Genomic DNA, 19,550 nt, shown 5'->3' with positions numbered 1-19,550 from the left:
CATTTATATTCATGTTATTTTTGATTATATTGTCTTCAATAAGTTTAGCTAGTGCTAGTGATGATTTTAACAGTACTAATGTTGATGATAATGTAATTGTTGAAAATAACTATGATACAGACTCTATTATTGGAGATAATGGGGATAACAATGTTTATGTAAATCCTTCTGCAAATTTATCTATAGTACCTGATGGTAGTCAGGATAAACCATATTCTTCAATTGGTGAAGCAGTTAATATGGCTAGTGATAATTCTACTGTTATTCTTATGGATGGAATTTATAGCAGTCCAGGTGATTTAAACATTGAAATAAATAAAAATTTGGTAATTAAATCATTAACGGGCAATGTAACAGTTAATGGTAATGGACAAAGTACATTTTTTAATATTTTCGAGTCCAAATCATTAATTTTGGAAAATATTAACTTTGTCAATGGAAAAACAACTGAATATTCTAGTTATTATGGTGTTATTTACAATAAAGGATTTTTAACATTGTCAAATGTGGAATTTAAGAATATTAATTCTTTTATGGGAGTTATTTACAATGAAGGCGACTTAAAAGTTTATGATTCTAAATTTTCTAATTGTGTTGGTTCTAATTATGCGGATATGATTTTTAATTTGGGAGACTGTAGTGTTGTTAATAGTAAATTGATTATAAGCTATTCAAATAAGAATCCTGCAATTTATAATTTTCATAATTTATTTGTGAATAATTCTCAAACTTTTGGAATTTCTTCAAACCCTAATTTTGATGTTGATATTTTTAAAAGCATTACCATGACTGTTATTAACTCAAAAGTAGGGCAATTAGCATGTAATAATGGTACATTGGTAGTTAAAAATACAACTGCTGATGCGGGTTTTAGAGCAGAAAACTCTGTAGTTAATATAAGTGATGTGTACTTTAGAACTTCCGGTTATTCAGGTTTGTCTTCTCTATTTAATTCTGATGCAACTATTAAATCATCATATTTTGATAGCAGTATTAATATTGCTAATTCTAATCTTAATATAACTTATTCTGTGGTATTAGGCGAAATTTATGGTAATGGTGCTTATGCAAATAATGTTTCAGCAAATTATAATTGGTGGGGGGTAAATAAAGGACCTTCTCTTAAGTATGTTAAATCAGACACTAAATATTGGGTTGTAATGACTTTTGAATGTGATGAGTCTCCGATTAAAGTAGGTACTAATGCGGAGTTTAGGGCAACTTTAAATAAATATACTGATGGGGATTCCATGAAATATTTGGATAATCCTTCTTTACTTCCTCAAATGAGTGTTAAATTCGAGTCTCAAAATGGTAAATTTGATTATAGTAGTGGAACTTTAGTTAATGGTACATTTTCTAATTATTTAAGAAACAATAATGAAAGTTCAATTGTTTATGCTGTAATTAATTCTCAAAGATTAAGACTTATTGTCGGTACAGGATTAACTGATTATGATTGGTATGTTTCACCAACAGGACACAACGGGTTTGGTGATGGAAGTCATGATAATCCCTATAAAACTTTGGATCATACAATAGCTAAAGCATTAAATGGAAATACTATTTATTTGTTAAACGGCACTTATACAAATAATTGGAATTCAAATTTGGAAATTGTTAAAAATTTATCTGTTGTTGGTGTTGGTAATGTAATTTTAAGTAGGGAAAATGACCGTAATATATTCATAGTTAAAGAATGGGGTAGTTTGACTCTTAAAAATTTAAATTTTACAGTTAATTTAAAACAGTATTCTAATGAATTGATTATTGTTAAAGGAGGAAATTTAACAGTTTTAAATTCCAATTTCTATGATATCCGTTCTGTTGGTATTGTTTCAACAAGTAATGGTGTTCAAAATAACGGTAATGTATATGTGGACAACATCACTTTTAAAAACATTGTAGGTCCATTAATTAGAGGCGGAGCCAATATTACTATTAATAATATATCTGCTGAAAAATGCAGCAATATTTACACTTATAGGGGTATGGAAGCATACAATGTTTGTTTCCCTGTCTGGAATTATATTTCTATTTCCAATTCAGTATTTAGAAGCAATACTGTAGGTATTGTTAATTTAAATCCTACTATTTATTCTTCTTCATCTTCATTAGGTAAAAATATAGTTGGGGATTTATCTAAAAGTACTGTATTTGCATACATTACTAATTGTTCTTTTGTAGAGAATAATTTCATACCTGGTGATTATTATGCAAGTAATCGCATAGGACTTGGATTAGGACGCAGTGTTTATGGAACCTGTCATGGAGAAGTAAACAATTGTTCTTTTATTAAAAATAATGGTAGGTTAATTGAAGGGGCTGTTGTAAATAATTCTTTCTTTGATTCCAATACTGTTTGTTATGTAAGTGCTGATTTAATCAATAATTCTTATTTCTATAAAAATGACAATTCCGGTATAGGTAATCTGGATTCTACCTATTCATATAGGGGAATAGCTACTGCTAATGAAGTTTATTATTCTGTTTTTATTGAAAATAAAGCTGCTTATGGTGGTGCTCTTGCAGGTACTAAGATTGTTCATTATTCTGTATTTTTGAATAATTCTGCTACTTACGGAGGTAATGATATTTTTGTTTATGACGGTGAAGTTGATTATTCAAGTAACTGGTGGGGTTCTAATCAAAAACCTGATGGTAATAGGATTTTTGTACATATCGGATCTTTAACTCTTGATAATTGGGTAATCATGTCTTTAGATGCTGTTACAAACACTCATATTATTGCTGCTTTAAATAAATTAATTGATAATAATGGAAATATTAGTAGTTTGGATAAGGTTCTTCCAACTAGAGATGTTTATTTCTCATCAGATTATGGAATAATATCTCCACTTAACACTTCTCTTGTAAATAATAAAGCTGATGCATATGTTGTTCAAAATGAAACTACTGCTGACTTTAATGTTTATGCAAGGATTGATAATCAACTTTTAGACTTAACACTTAGAAATAATAACACTCAGTTAATAATGGATGATGTAGTAGTTTATGGAAACAATAATAATTATGAAATTACTTTAATTAATGTAAACGGTCATAGAATTTTCAATCAGGCTTTAACTGTTGTTATTACAACTCCAAATGGTGAAAAAGAGTACTTCACTTTAGTAACTGATGAAAAAGGCTATGCCAAGTTTGAGTTGACTTATCCTGTAGGGGTATATAACATATCTGTTTATTATGATGGTAATGGTTATTTTGAAGGGTGTAATAAATCTGCTCAGATTACTATTAGTCCATCTGTTACTTATTTGATTAGTTATAATTACACTTTTTATGGTAAAAATGTTAATTTTTATGCAGTTTTAACAAATGGACAGGTAGGAATTGTTAATCAAAGTATAACAATCACTATTATTGATTCTAAAGGAGGAACAAGGGCTGCTGTTATTACTACTGATTCTACTGGGCGTGCTGATGCACTATTAAGTTTGGATGTTGGAAAATATACTATTAAATGTGAGTATAAAGGTGACGGCTGGTATCTGCCAAGCTCTTCTGTATCTTATGTTGAAATCCGTCCTGTTAATTCAACAATTGAAGTGCCTGATGTTGTTTTCTATGGTGTTGGAAATGAGTATAATATCACTTTAAGGGATGAACACGGTACATTAATTAGAGGAGAGTATATTAAGGTTGTTATAACTCAGGGCAATTTGTCTGATACTTTTACTTTGCAAACTGGTGATGATGGAGTAGCCAGATTAACTATTAATTATCTTCCGGGTACTTATCAGATAACTGCCAGCTATGCAGGTGATGATGTTTACGGTTCTGCAAAAGGCAGTGGAACTATTACTGTTAATAAGGTTTTAACAGTTATTTCAGGTTTCCACTATAGTAAAATTCCATTAAATGGTGTTTATACTGTTGTTTTAACTGATATGTTTGGTCACAGAGTAACTAATGCAACTATAAAGTTAAATCTGTACAAAGGAGTTTTATTAAAAACTTATACTGGTGTAACTGATGGTAATGGAGAAGTAACTTTCCGTATTGCTCAAGGTGAAGGTACTTATTTAGCTACTTTTGATTTTGATGGTGATATATGGTATATTGATTCAACTGGTGCTGCTACTATTGTTGTTGATAGTCAAACTGCACCTGGTCAGGTTTCTATTAATGCAAGTGATTTTGTTCAGTATTATGGTGAAAATAGGTATTTTGTAATTTCTTTCAATGATACTAATGCATATAGTTTGTATGGTAAGAATATTGCTGTTACAATTTCTTCCGGTGATTGGCAGCAAACTTACAATGTTGTTACTGACATTTATGGGTATGGCCGTTTGCAGATTACTTTAAATCCTGGTATTTATAATATTACTTACCAATACACTAACCCATATTATGGTTTGTTTGCTAAAAATTCAAGTACCGTGTCTGTTTATCGTATGCCGACTACAATTCTTGCATCTGACGTTATTATGAATGTTGGTGAAGCTAAGTATTATGTGATAAAACTACTTGATAGCAGGAATGCAGCTGTTAAAAATATGCAAATCATGATTGATATAAATGGAACAAACTACACAGCCACTACAAATAATGATGGTGTAGCTCGTTTACTCTTAAGTCTTGGTGTTGGTAAGTATCTGATTAGTTATCATATAGATAATCCAAATTATATTCCATCATCCGGTTCATCTTATATATTGGTGGTTGATTCTAACAGGACTTCTACTAACATTGAATCTGGTGATGTTAATGGTTATGATAATGAGTCTATGAATTTCACTGTTGTTTTAAGTGATGTTTTAGGTAATCCTATTAATTATGCTACTATTTTAGCTAATATTTCTACAATTGATGGTGATTTTGTCGGATCTTACAAAGGAGTAACTGCAAAAGATGGTAAGGTAATATTTAGCTTTGATTTAGATTATGGCAGATATATTATTTCCACTTATTATTTAGGCAGTAATTCCTATCTTGGAAGTTATGGAGTTAACTATGTGAATGTGGAGTCTGTAGGCAATACTACTAAAACAGTTTTAATTGCTGGAGATTCTGAATTAAGTGGTAGCAGTAATTACTATGTTGTTTTAATTGATGAAAACGGAACATATATCAAAGGCAAGGAAATTAAATTTGCAGTTGGTAATCAAAGTTATTATGCTATTACAGATTCTGAAGGTAAGGCATTTTTGGATACTGTTTTATCTCCCGGATTCTATGATATTAAGGCAACTTTTGGCGGTGACGATACCTATAAAAAATCATCTGTAAAAACTACTTTGGTTGTTTCAGGAAATTCAACATATCTGTTTGCCTTAAACTGCACTAAAAATTATCGTAATGGAACACAATTTTATGTACAATTATTGGATTCCTATTCAAATCCATTGGTAAATCGTACAATAGCTATAACTATTAATGGAAAAACTTATAATCGCACAACTGATGAAAATGGTTGGGCAACTATGAATATTAACCTTAGACCTGGCGAATATGAAGTGTTATGTGCATATTATGGTCCTACTGAATCAGACAATGCATTTGCAAAAGCTATTGTGAAAGTTTTACCGACAATATTGGGGGACAATCTGGTTAAATATTATCTTAATGAGTCTCAGTTCCATGTTAAAGTAATTGATGGTGCAGGTAATCCAATAGCTAATACTAACGTGTCAATGAATATTAATGGTGTATTCTATGTTCGCAAAACTAATGATGATGGTATAGCTACATTAGGTATTAAATTATGGGCTGGAAAGTATGTTTTAACAGTACATAATCCTTATGATGGTTTATTAATGTCATTTAATGTTACAGTTCTGCCAACAGTAGAAGCTAACGATTTGGTCAAATATTATCGCAATGACTCTCAGTTCTATGCTAAATTTTTAGACGGTCAGGGTAATCCATTAGCTAATGCTAAAGTTAAGTTTAACATTAATGGTGTTTTATATACTCGTGAAACTGGTGGGGATGGTGTAGCTAAGTTAAATATTAATTTAAATCCTGGGGAATATATTTTAACAGCTATTCATCCTGACGGTCTTCAAGTTGGTAAAAAAGTAACTGTTTTACCTACTTTGGAAGGTAGTGATCTGACTATGAATTATAGGGATGGCAGTCAGTTTAAGGCTCGTTTAGTTGACGGTACTGGTCGTGCATTAGCTAATGAGACTGTGACTTTCAACATTAATGGAGTATTTTATAACAAGATTACTGATGTTAATGGTGTTGCCAGCTTAAATATTAATTTGATGGCTGGTAAATACATTATTACATCTGTCTATGGTAGTTATGCTACTTCTAATACTATTTTAGTGAACAAATTATAATAATTTATTCACATTTTATTATTTTTTTAATTTTCAAGATAACTATTAAATATGAGATTAAATATAGTTATTTTTTAATTATACTTGATGTTTTTTAAGTATAATTTTAAATTTTTTTGGTGAAATTTTAATGAGATTAAATAAAGTGATGTTAGTTGGTATTTTATTACTGGCTATTTTGACTCTTGGTGCTGTTAGTGCTCAGGAGGGTTCTTCTGCTGATGTTTTGGCAGTTGATAGTGCTTCATCTCATGTTGGTGATGGGATAAGTTATGATAAGACGATTTATGTGAATACTACTGGTGATGATTCAAATTCTGGTAGTCAAACTAGTCCTTATGCTACAATAAATAAGGGTATTTCAAGTGTCAATGCTTCTGATAATGCAGTTATTTATTTAAGTGAAGGAACATTCACTGGGGATAATAATACTGATTTAAGTATTAATTTGGCTCATAAAAATTATAATGGATCTTTGACTTTTATTGGTCGAGGATATGATAAGACATTTATTGATGGGGAACAGATGGCTCCTATTTTTAAGTCAATGAGTGGGGATTCTATAATTGTTTTTAAAAATATTGCATTTATTAATGGTAAATCCAATACTGGTGGTGCTATTACAAGTAATGCTGTTTTAACTATTGATAATTGTTTGTTTGAGGATAATTATGCAACAGGTTATAATGGTGGTGCAATTTATCAACAATCTAATGATTTTAAAGTAACTAATTCTATTTTTAGGAATAATAGTGTTAATAGTTATGGAGGATCAATTTTTGCAAGTAGTATGCAAAATGCACAACTTATGAATTGTGTATTTGAAAATTCTATTGCTAGAAGCACTTATTGTACTGGTGCAGGTGCATATATTAATGTATATAATAGTACTATAATTAAGAATAATAGGTTTGTTAATATATCCACTTCAGGTAATGCATATGATGCTGCATTATATGCTAATTCCGGATATAATGGAAATGGTATTATTGTAAACAATACTTTTATCAACTGTAACAATAAAGGGCAAAGTAGTGCTGTAATTAATATTAATGGTAAGAATTTTGTTAAAGGTAATGCTTTTGTTAATTCTACTTCTGCAAGTAAAGGTCAAATATTTAATGGTGGAAGTATGAATGTAATTATTACTTTTTTAAATAATTCTACAACTTCTCCTACTTTTAAAGTTTCATGTAGAGTAACTGATGTAGATGGAAACAATGTTTCAGGTCAAACTCAGGCATATAATGGTGTTACTTTTTATATTAATGGTGAACAGGTAGGTCAAGCAGCAGTTACTAATGGTTTAGCTGTTTTATCTCTAACTAAGTTAGTTCCTAATGGTGATTTAGTTATTAATGGTACTTGGGGCAGTAATAATGTTTCTATGACTCCGGGTATTTTATCTGTTAATATTGATCAAACTCCTATTGATTTATGGGTTGATGGTGTAAATGGTGATGATTTAACTGGTGACGGTTCTAAACTTAATCCGTTTAAAACCATTGGTTATGCTATAAACTACGGTTTTGGAAAATCTTTATATCCAACTATCCATATAAATAGTGGAACTTATAGTGGAGTTAATAATACTAATTTAACTTTTTCTAACCTTGGTAACTTAACTTTGGTAGGTGAAGGATATAATAAAGTATTAATTGATGGTCAAAATAGAAATTGGTTTTTAAAAACTGGTAGTTACACAAATGTCGTATTAAAAAATTTAACTTATAAAAACGGTTCAATAACAAAATATATTAGTGGATTATATTCATTAATAACTACTAATGCACCTTCTGTTATTGAAGATTGTATAATTTCTGACAATGTTAACACTTATGGTGGTAAGATTATAGATGGAAGTTCTACTATTGATAATTTGACATTTTGCAATAATACAGGTATGATTACTGGTGTTTCATCTATTGATAAATCTTATTTAGCTAATAATAAAATAAATAATGCATATAATCTTTATTTCCTTGAAGGAGGTTATATTAATATAACTAATTCTGTATTTGAAAATAATTTTGGTTTAGTTAGGGCTACTCAGCAAGGTATTTCTATTAATAATAAGTTTATAAATAACACTGGTTCATTACTTTCTTTTATTTTATCTAAAAATGATTATTTCAAGAAAAATAATGGAACTGCATTTATAGGATTTTCAAATACTTATAATAATTATAAAATGCTTTGTGATGTGATTAATTCTACTTTTATTGATTGTTTTGGTGATAAAGGTGGAGCAATTCAAACTGTTATGGGTTCTATTGTTGATTGTACTTTTATAAACAATTCTGCAAATTATGGTGGTGCAATTTACTTAGCTCCTCATCATACTTCTGATTATTATTCTGTAGATTCTAATATTACATTAACTGGCTGTATTTTCAAAGATAACACAGCTGTAATTAATGGTAAGGATATTTACATAGAACATTCTGACAATAAGCAATATGTTGATGCTAAGTTAACTAATCTTACTATAACTTTCAATAATTTAACTACTCAATTTTTAGCAGATACTGTGTCTATGTCTGTATCTCATATTTCTGGTGCTGTAATTGGTGGAGGTTCTGTTAAGTTCTATTTGAATGGTACTTATATGGGAACTTCTGAGGTTGTTAATGGTATTGCATCACTAGATTATCTTGGATTTAAAAATGGAACTTATACTTTGTCTGGTGATTATGTATTTGCAGATGCAAGTGATAAAATCATTAATGGAACTGTTAAAGTAGCTTTAAAACCATTAAAAAATAATGTAACTGTTTATGTTTCTGATAAATTAGGTGATGATGTAAATGGTGATGGCAGCTTAGCTAAACCATTTAAAACAATTAAAAAAGCATTAAACTACGGATATTCTCAAAGTTATGTGTTATTTATTCATGTTTTGGAAGGTATTTATTCAGGTGAAGGTAATACAAATATTGAGCTTTCATCTACTGTAAGCGTAACAATTACTGGTGCTGGAGTTAATAAAACTATTTTATGCGGTAATCAAACTAATGATTTCTTTACAATAGCTAAAGGCAGTAATATAATTACTATTGAAAATATGAGTATGGTTAATGGTTCTAAAGCAGATGCTAGTGCAGTATATCCATATCAAAATGTAAAAAATATTCATTCTCCTATTATTGCTTTGCCAGGTTCAAATGTTCATTTAAATAATATTTACTTTGAAAATAATAAAGGAACTCTTGGGGGAGCAGTATTAAACTCTGGAAATATGATTATTAACAACTGTTCATTTGTAAGAAATGGTTTTTCATCATATGGTGGAGGATTAACTAACAATGGTACTTTAATAGTTAATAATTCTTACTTCTTTGCAAATTATGCATACAGGGGATCAAATATTTTTGTAATTAAAGACATGACTTTACAGAATTCATTAGTTGAAGAAGCTTACTGGTGGAGTGGATCTCACTATGGAAACATTGTAGGAATTGATGCTGGTATAACTTTAATTAATACTACAATTCAAGACCTTGGAAGAACTTCAACTGATGCTGGAAGAACAGATATTCAAAATAAAAAAGGTTACATATATTTAGCTGGTTTAAATAGAGTTGAATCATATGGATGTATTTTCAGATACAATGAATCAATAGCTGCTGGAGATATATTTGGATCATATTATGGTTCTTCTGCAGAGTATAACTGGCAAAATATTATTAAATTTGATAATTGTACTTTTATAAACATCAATAACATTAACAATGTTGGTTTTAGACCTAATTTAAACAGATCTGGTAATGTATCTTTAAATAATTGTATTATTGATATTAAAGGTAAAGTTTTAACAACTAATGCATTTGGCATACTTAACATTACTAATTGTTATATTGTAAATCCAAATGCTGTTTCATGGACTAATTTAGGCAGTCCAACTACTGGAATCATTGATTTAAATAACAATTGGTGGGGTAACAATACTCAACCAGTATTTACTGTTGTTGATGCAAACAGAACCCTTGTTAATATGACTCCTGATACATGGTTGGTTTTAACTTTAGATGTTACTAATAACACCGGTTTGTTGCAGGGTGCTGTTTTAGCATTTAAAGTCTTTAATGGAACTAATTTAACTGATTATAATGGTTCTTTACCATTACGTAATTTCAATATGTCTATGGTTAATGGTACTTTGAGTATTGCTAATGGTACAATAGCTAATAATGTTGTTAATGGTTTTGAAGCTAAAGAAGGTAATTATACTATTTCTGCTACTGTTGACGGTCAGAGTGTAACTTATAATGGTGTTGCAAGTATTGGTAAAGGTATTATTGAAGTTAATGATGTTGTTGCTGATTATGGTGATGTTGTAATTGCTAATGCTACTTTAATGGATGCTAAAGATAATCCATTAGCTAATGTTAATGTGACCTTGAAAGTCAACGGTAAAACTTATACTTTAGTTACTGATGAAAATGGTACTGTCAGTTTTGTAATTGGACAGTTAAATGCCGGAAAATACACTTTAGTTTACTCTGTAAGTGGCAGTAAAGTTATTTCTGATGTAACTAATTCTTCAACTTTAACTGTTAATAAAGCTAAAGATTCCTTGAAAGTAGATGTTAATGCTAGTGTTGCTGGTGAGGATAGTGTAATTAATGTTGTTGGTCCTAAAGATGCAACAGGCAATGTAACTGTATTGGTAAATGGCAAATCTTATAATGTAGTTCTTGTTAATGGATCTGCAAAATTAACCATTAAAGATTTAGTTGCAGGAAACTATAATGTGACTGTTACTTATTCTGGTGATAAAAACTATGAAAAACAAGTAATCAGGACTAATTTCACTGTAGATATTAATAAAAAAGTTAATTTAAACATTTCTGACATTGTGATGATTTACAAAGACGGTACCAGAATGGTTGCTGTTTTAACTGATTATTTAGGTAATCCTATAGCTAATGCAACTGTGTACTTTACTATTAATGGTCAAACTTATGCTAAAACAACTGATGCTAACGGTACTGCTTCAATGGGACTTAACTTAGTATCTAATGTTTATCAGGCTACTGTTTCATATAATGGTTCAGATATGTATAATAAAATAAGTAAGAATATTACTGTAACTATTAATCCGACTATTATAAGTAAAGATTTGGTTAAAATGTATCAGAATGCTACCAGATTCTATGCTAAATTCACTGACAGCACAGGAAAAGCATTAGCTAACACTGAAGTTAAATTTAACATTCATGGTGTTTTCTACACCAAAAAGACTGATAAAGACGGTGTAGCTGATTTGGGTATTATGTTAAGACCGGGATCTTATATTTTAACTGCTTACAACCCGTTAACCGGTGAAGAAAAAGGATTTAACATAACCGTAAAATCATTAATCATGCAAAATGACTTAACCAAATATTACTTAAATGCTTCCAGATTTGAAGCAACTGTCTACAATAAAGACGGATCTTTAGCAGTAAACAAGAATGTAACCTTTAACATCAACGGTGTATTCTACACTAAAACCACTGATAAAAACGGTGTTGCAAGCTTAGGAATAGCTTTAAGACCAGGAAACTATATCATTACAACAATGTATGATGGATTAGACATTGGAAACAAAGTCACTGTCATGCCAACTTTAGTAACAAAAGATCTCTCCATGAAACACTTAGACGGCAGCAATTTTACTGCTTTAACTTTAGATGGTCAAGGTAAGCCATTAGCTAACCAAAATGTATCATTTAACGTAAATGGTGTTTTCTATCACAAAGTTACTAATAAAGACGGTATTGCAAGCTTAGGAATCAGATTAATGAGTGGCGAATACATCATAACTTCCTACTGGAATGACTTCCAAACAGGAAACACAATAAAAATAAGTCCTTAAAGAGAATTCATAATTCTCTTACTTTTTTTTCTTTTTTTAACATATTTCAAAAGCAATTTATTTTAATAAATTTTAAATATTATTTTAAATATACTTATATTTTAATTATGCTTGATATTTTTTAAGTATAATTTTAAATTTTTTTGGTGAAATTTTATGAAATTAAATAAAATGATGTTGGTTAGTATGTTATTACTAGCTATTTTAACTCTTGGTGCAGTTAGTGCACAAGAAGATTCATCTGCTGATGTGTTAGCAGTTGATAGTGCTTCATCCCATGTTTTAGATGATGGGATAAGTTATGATAAAACGATTTATGTGAATACTACTGGGGATGATTCAAATACTGGTAGTCAAAATAGTCCTTATGCTACAATAAATAAAGGTATTTCAAGTGTTAATGCTTCTGATAATGCTGTTATTTATTTAAGTAAAGGAACATTCACTGGAGATAATAATACTGATTTAAGTATTAGTTTAGCTCATGAAAAATATGGCGGTTCTTTAACTATTATTGGTCAGGGGAATGATAAAACATTTATTGATGGTGAAAGTGTAAGTTCATTTCTTAAATCTGTTAGTGGAGATACTGCTTTAACTTTGATAAACATTTCTTTCATTAATGGAAAAGCTAGTACTGGAAGTATGATTAATTGTGGAGGTAACTTAACTGTTGATAATTGTGTATTTGAAAATAATTATGCAACTGGTTCCCAAGGAGCTATTGTTTCTAAAGGTATGGATTTAAAAGTAACTAATTCTGTATTTAAAAACAACAAGGCTTCAAATCAGGGTCCTGACATTTGTTTTAATAACAATAAAGGTAATGTTTATATAGATAATTCTTCTTTTTACAATGCTACTAATACAGGATATTCCTGCGGAGCATCTGTATACATATCCAATTCTAAAAATGCTAAAATAACTGGAAATACTTTTAAAGATATTGTTGGTAATTACAATGATGCGGCTCTTCAAATTTCCAGCGGTAATGGTCAAATAATGAATAATGTATTTATTAATTGTACTAATTCCAATACAGAGACTGGTTATTGGGCTCAATATGGAGTAATATATATAGAAGGGAATAATATATTAAAACAAAATAAATTTGTAAATTCTTCTTCTAAAATGGGATTAATTTATAATAATGGTTTTATGAATGCTGTTATTACATTTAATAATGTATTCACTGATAAAACTACTTTTACTTTAAGTGCAACTATAACTGATGATGCAGGAAATACTATTGCTTCTCTTAGAAATATTGAATTTAATATAGATGGTATGAAAGTAGGTGAAAGTGGTTCAGATAATGGTTTTGCATCAGTTTCTGTTTCCAAATTATTTGACAATGGTAAACATGAAATAAACGGTAATTATAATGGAGAAAATAATACTTTCAATCCAGCTACATTAACTGTCAATATTGACAGAACCCCTGCGGAATTCTGGGTTTCTACAAAGGGTAATGATACAACTGGTGACGGAAGTAAAAATAATCCGTTCAACACAATTAATCATGCAATAACTGCAGGATTAGATAAATCAATCAACATTACTATTCATATTATGGATGGTACTTATTTAGGTACTGGCAATGTTAATTTAAAATATAATAGAATAGCTGTTTTAAATTTAATTGGTGAAAATTATGGTAAAACAATTATTGATGGTCAGGATAAAGATTATTTCTTCTATTTTGATAAAGGATTAGATGTATCTCTTACTAATTTAACATTTACTAATGGAAAAGCAACTAATGTTAATTGGAATTGGGGAATAATTTACGGATCTTCATTAACTATGAATGATTGTATTATTAAAAATTCCACATCTAATAGTAATTTATTATATGATATAGATACTCAAAACTCAAAATTAGTATTTAATAATTTAACTTATATTAACAATAAAGGAAATATGTGGTTAGGTTATGCAACAATAAACAATTCCTATTTTGCAGATAATGTAGGTGCTACTCTTGGTGGAGTTATAAGAGGAACTAACAATTTAACTGTTACTAATTCTAAATTCATAAATAATACTAATCCTAAAAATAGCAATGCTGAAGGTGGAGCTGTTTATGCCCAAAATATTATAAGTATAAATAATATTTATGATTCAAATTATGCTGGAACTAATGGTGGAGCTGTTTATGTATCTGGTGGTGCAAAAACAATATTTATAAATGATACTTTTATAAACAACCGTGCTGCTGGTGATGGTGGTGCTGTATATGCTTACATAAGTAGTAGCAGTTTTGTTCCTGTTGCAACTTTTGAAAATGTCAAATTTATAAATAACTCCGGAGCTAATGGTGGAGCAGCTACTGTTTCAGGAGCTACCTTTAACAATGTTACTTTTAAAGATAACACTGCTAACACTATGGGTGGAGCTATTTATTTATTTTCTGTAACAAATGGTAAAACCAGCAATATTCCAGATTTAACTATTTCTAATGATTCTTTATTTGAAAATAATAATGCTCCTGAAGGTAAGGATATTTATATTTCCACACCTGTTGCTAATAATGGTGTTGCAAATGTAACTGGACTTACAATTACTTTCAATGATTTAAATGTTGCAGAATTAGCAGGTAAATTAACTGCACAAGTAACACATCCTAGTGGAGCAGTTATTAGTGGAAACACTGTTACATTTTTAATTGATGGAAATTATGCAGGAATTGCTGATGTAGTTAATGGCATAGCTACTTATAATTATGTCGGATTTGAAGACGGTAAATATAGTTTAAGCGGAACTTATGATGCAAATGGTAAAAATTACATATATAAAAATGGAACTATAACTGTTAAAATTAATACTATTTTAGATAATATCACAGTTTATGTGTCTGATGCTAAAGGTAATGACAGTACTGCAGATGGATCTTTAGCTAAACCGTTTAAAACCATTAAAAATGCATTAGAATATGCTCAATCTAAATCTAGGACAGTTACTGTTCATGTATTGGAAGGTACTTATACTGGAAATCTTAATGCTGATTTGGATATTCAGGTAAATACGGATATTTCAATTGTTGGTGATGGAGAAAACAAAACAATAATTTTTAATCCTGATGCCAAATACTTTATCACAGCTTTACAAGGTAAAGGTTCTCTTAAAATAGCTAATATGACTATTAATAGAGTTGGAAAAGATACACAATCTGCATTATATGTTGAGAAAAATGTTCATGTACTGATTGATACAGTGGAATTTATTAATGGAAAAGGTAATTATGGTGGAGCTATTAACTCTGCAGGTATTCTAACTATTAAAAATTCATATTTCTTTAATAATGGTCATGCAGACCCAGTAAAACGTCAAAATGCATATGCTGGTGGAGCAATTTACAATGATGGTTATTTAACAATTGATAATACAACTTTTGTAGCAAATCATGCAACTAGAGCTTCAACAATTGCAAATCAGGGTAATTTATACATGAATAATTCTCAGATTATTGACAGTATATCTGCTTCTTCTTTGAACATAGATTATAGGGTTATTGCTTCTTTTAATGTAGGTCAAATTGGTAATATAACTCTTGAAAACACTAAAATTTCAGTAACTGGAAAAACTCCTTTGGAACTTGTTAATTCAAGTAATATCTATCAGGGAGATAGATCTGTAACCTGTCTTGGTTTTGGAAGTTCTGAAAAAATAGTCTTTAATAATGTAACTGTTGACGGAAATGGATCATCTACTATGGGATCTTATGTATTTGGCGGATTTAACAGTTGGAATACTGTTGGGGGAGGTAGAAGTCAAACTCCTAAAGATATTTATGTATATAATTCAACATTTTCCAATTTGCTATCTGTAAATATATTTTATGAAAAAATTAACTCTACAAGAATATTTGACGGATGTATTTTTGATAATGTTGAATATTTAGTGGAGGTTACTTCCTCAACTATAAATGATGCTATTATAATTAAAAATTCTGTTATTTATGGTGATGTAAAAGTTGGTAAAGTTAATGGTGTTAATATAACTCTTAATTTAGATAATAATTGGTGGGGAAGCAATAATGCAACTTATTACAATGCAGTTATACGTCTTTCATCTGGATATAATAGTGTAATAACTGAATTAAGTAAAGAGATTGCTACTCCAGATAATTATTTGGTTTTAACTTTAGATGTTACCAACAAAACAGGTTTATTGCAGGATGCTGTTTTAGCTTTCAAAGTATTTAATGGAACCAATTTTACTGATTATAATGGTTCTTTACCAGTACGTAACTTCAACATGTCTGCAGCAAATGCTACTTTAAGCATGACTAAGGGTACAATAGCTAATAATGTTGTTAATGGTTTTGAAGCAAAAGAAGGTAATTATACTATTTCTGCTACTGTTGACGGTCAGAGTGTAACTTATAATGGTGGTGCTTCTTTAGGAAAAGGAATTATTGATGTTAAAGATATTTCTCTTGATTATGGTGAAGTTATAATAGCTAATGCTACTTTAAGGGATACTAAAGGCAATTTATTATCTAATATAAATGTAACCTTGAAAGTTAATGGTAAAACTTATTACATGGTTACTGATGAAAATGGTGTAGCTAGTTTTGTCATTGGACAATTAAATGCTGGAAAATACACTTTAGTTTACTCTGTCGATGACTCAAAAGTTATTGTTCCAACTACAAATTCATCTACTTTAACTGTTAATAAAGCTAAAGACTCTTTAAAAGTAGATATTGATGCGGGTGTAGCTGGTGAAGATGTTGTAATTACTGTTAATGGTCCTAAAGATCTTAAAGAAAACATTACTGTAACTGTGGATAAAAATGTTTATAATATAGTTCTTGTTAATGGATCTGCAAAATTAACCATTAAAGATTTAACTGCAGGAAACTATAATGTGACTGTTACTTATCCTGGAGACAGTAATTATGATAAACAGGTAATCAGGACTAATTTCACTGTAGATATTAATAAAAAAGTTAATTTAAACATTTCTGACATTGTGATGATTTACAAAGACGGTACCAGAATGGTTGCTGTTTTAACTGATTATTTAGGCAATCCTATAGCTAATGCTACTGTGTACTTTACTATTAATGGTCAAACTTATGCTAAAACAACTGATGCTAATGGTACTGCTTCAATGGGACTTAACTTAGTATCTAATGTTTATCAGGCTACTGTTTCATATAATGGCTCAGATATGTATAATAAAATAAGTAAGAATATTACTGTAACTATTAATCCGACTATTATAAGTAAAGATTTAGTTAAAATGTATCAGAATGCTACCAGATTCTATGCTAAGTTTACTGACAGTACAGGAAAAGCACTGGCTAACATTGAAGTTAAATTTAACATTCATGGTGTTTTCTACACCAAAAAGACTGATAAAGACGGGGTAGCTGATTTAGGTATTATGTTAAGACCTGGAAATTACATTTTAACAGCTTACAACCCGTTAACCGGTGAAGAAAAAGGATTTAACATAACTGTAAAATCATTAATCATGCAAAACGATTTAACCAAATACTACTTAAATGCTTCCAGATTTGAAGCAACTGTCTACAACAAAGACGGATCTTTAGCAGTAAACAAGAATGTAACCTTTAACATCAACGGAGTATTCTATACTAAAACTACTGATAAAAATGGTGTTGCAAGCTTAGGAATTGCTTTAAGACCAGGAAATTACACTATTACAACAATGTATGACGGATTGGATATTGGAAACAGAGTCAGTGTCTTGCCAACTTTAGTAACTAAGGATTTAAATATGAAACATTTAGACGGCAGTAACTTTACTGCTTTAACTTTAGACGGTCAAGGTAAACCATTAGCTAACCAAAACGTATCATTTAACGTAAACGGTGTCTTCTATCACAAAGTTACTAATAAAGACGGTATTGCAAGCTTAGGAATCAGATTAATGAGCGGGGAATACATTATAACTTCCTACTGGAACGATTTCCAAACTGGAAACACAATAAAAATCAGTCCTTAAAGAGAATTCATAATTCTCTTACTTTTTTCTTTTTTTACATATACATTATTTAATTTAAATATCTAGTTTTTTATAATAGCTAGTATTATAATCAAATCATCATTATAAATTTTTAAAAAAGTAGTTTAAATTATTATTTAATTGATTACAAATTCAATAATTTTGTAGGAAAAAAGAGAGGTGATAATTAGTTAAAATTAATTAACTAACTATTGATAACTTCTTTGACTTTGTCAAAAAGTCCTTTTTCAACGTGGTGGATTTCATTTCCACTTATTTCGTCAAATTCTTTTAATAATTTTTTCTGTTTGTGGTTTAATTTTTTAGGAACAACAACTTTTACAGTAACATAGAGATTTCCTCTACCTTTATGTCTTACTGAAGTCATTCCTTGATCTTTAAGTTTAAATACAGTTCCACTTTGAGTTCCGGGAGTTACTTTAAATTCAACAGTTTTCCCTTCAATAGTTGGGATTTGAATTACATCTCCCAGTGCTGCCTGTGGGAAACTTATTTGCTGTTCGTAGTAAAGGTGGTCTCCTTCACGTTGGAATTCTTTATTTCTGCTAATGTGAACACTAGCTATAAGATCTCCTTCGTATCCAGGTTGGTCTCCACAGTTACCTTCGCCAGATACTCTTAAACGGTCACCTTCATCAACACCTGCAGGAATTTCAATTTTAATAGTTTTACTTTCCCTAACATTACCTTTTCCATGACATTCTTCACATGGGTCAGTAATGATTTTACCTGTACCGCCACAGTCCCTACAAGGTCTTACATTCATCATTTGACCAAGTATTGTGTTACTTACCTGTTTTACTTGTCCTGTTCCGTTACATGTTGGACAGGTTTTTGGTTCAACACCAGGTTTTGATTTATTTCCGTTACATGTTGGACAGATTTTACTTCTTCGTATTTTAACTTCTTTTTCTACACCATTAAAAGCTTCTTCTAAGGTTATTTTGACTTCGGTGTATATGTCTGATCCTCTTTGAGGTCCTGCTTGTCTGCCCCTTCTGTTTGAACCTCCTCCAAATCCGAACATATCAAATATGTTTCCTATGTCGAAGCCCTGGAATATGTCCTCGAAGTTTACATTTTGATAGAAATCTTCTGCACTAAATCCATCCATACCAGCATGACCAAATTGATCATATCTTTGACGTTTTTCATCATCAGATAAGACGGCATAAGCTTCACTTACTTCTTTAAATTTTTCTTCAGCTCCCTCTTCCTCACTTACGTCTGGATGGTATTTCATAGCTAGTTTACGATAAGCTTTTTTGATGTCCTTTTCTGAAGCGTTTTTGTCAACTCCAAGAACTTCATAATAATCTCGCTTTTCTGCCATTTAGTCACCTTATAAGTATTATTTAAAAAAAATAAGA

General features: G+C 30.0%; 4 protein-coding genes. 3 read left to right on the top strand and 1 reads right to left on the bottom strand.

What is annotated here, in order from left to right; translation table 11 throughout:
• Nucleotides 1-11: 11 nt before the first annotated feature.
• The 3 genes from MSM_RS05615 to MSM_RS05605 all read left to right on the top strand — a co-directional run bounded on the left by MSM_RS05615 (nucleotide 12) and on the right by MSM_RS05605 (nucleotide 18,159).
• Nucleotides 12-6,317 (top strand): Ig-like domain-containing protein, encoded by a 6,306-nt coding sequence (locus MSM_RS05615; RefSeq protein WP_011954296.1) that lies wholly within the window; start codon nucleotides 12-14, stop codon nucleotides 6,315-6,317.
• Nucleotides 6,318-6,447: 130 nt separating this feature from the next.
• Nucleotides 6,448-12,177 (top strand): beta strand repeat-containing protein, encoded by a 5,730-nt coding sequence (locus MSM_RS05610; protein WP_011954295.1) that lies wholly within the window; start codon nucleotides 6,448-6,450, stop codon nucleotides 12,175-12,177.
• A gap of 156 nt (nucleotides 12,178-12,333) precedes the next feature.
• Entirely contained in the window at nucleotides 12,334-18,159 is a 5,826-nt protein-coding gene (locus tag MSM_RS05605) for an Ig-like domain-containing protein (protein ID WP_011954294.1), read from the top strand.
• Between the two features lie 205 nt (nucleotides 18,160-18,364).
• On the opposite strand, the gene dnaJ is transcribed toward MSM_RS05605, so the two are convergent.
• Nucleotides 18,365-19,513: a molecular chaperone DnaJ gene (gene dnaJ / locus MSM_RS05600; RefSeq protein ID WP_011954293.1), complete on the bottom strand. Its 1,149-nt coding sequence runs from the start codon at nucleotides 19,511-19,513 to the stop codon at nucleotides 18,365-18,367.
• Between the last annotated feature and the right edge of the window lie 37 nt (nucleotides 19,514-19,550).

This window comes from Methanobrevibacter smithii ATCC 35061 (assembly GCF_000016525.1).
In the GTDB taxonomy this organism is placed as follows: domain Archaea; phylum Methanobacteriota; class Methanobacteria; order Methanobacteriales; family Methanobacteriaceae; genus Methanocatella; species Methanocatella smithii.
Note: the sequence above shows the minus strand (reverse complement) of the source record. Positions and strands in the feature narration are given on the sequence as shown.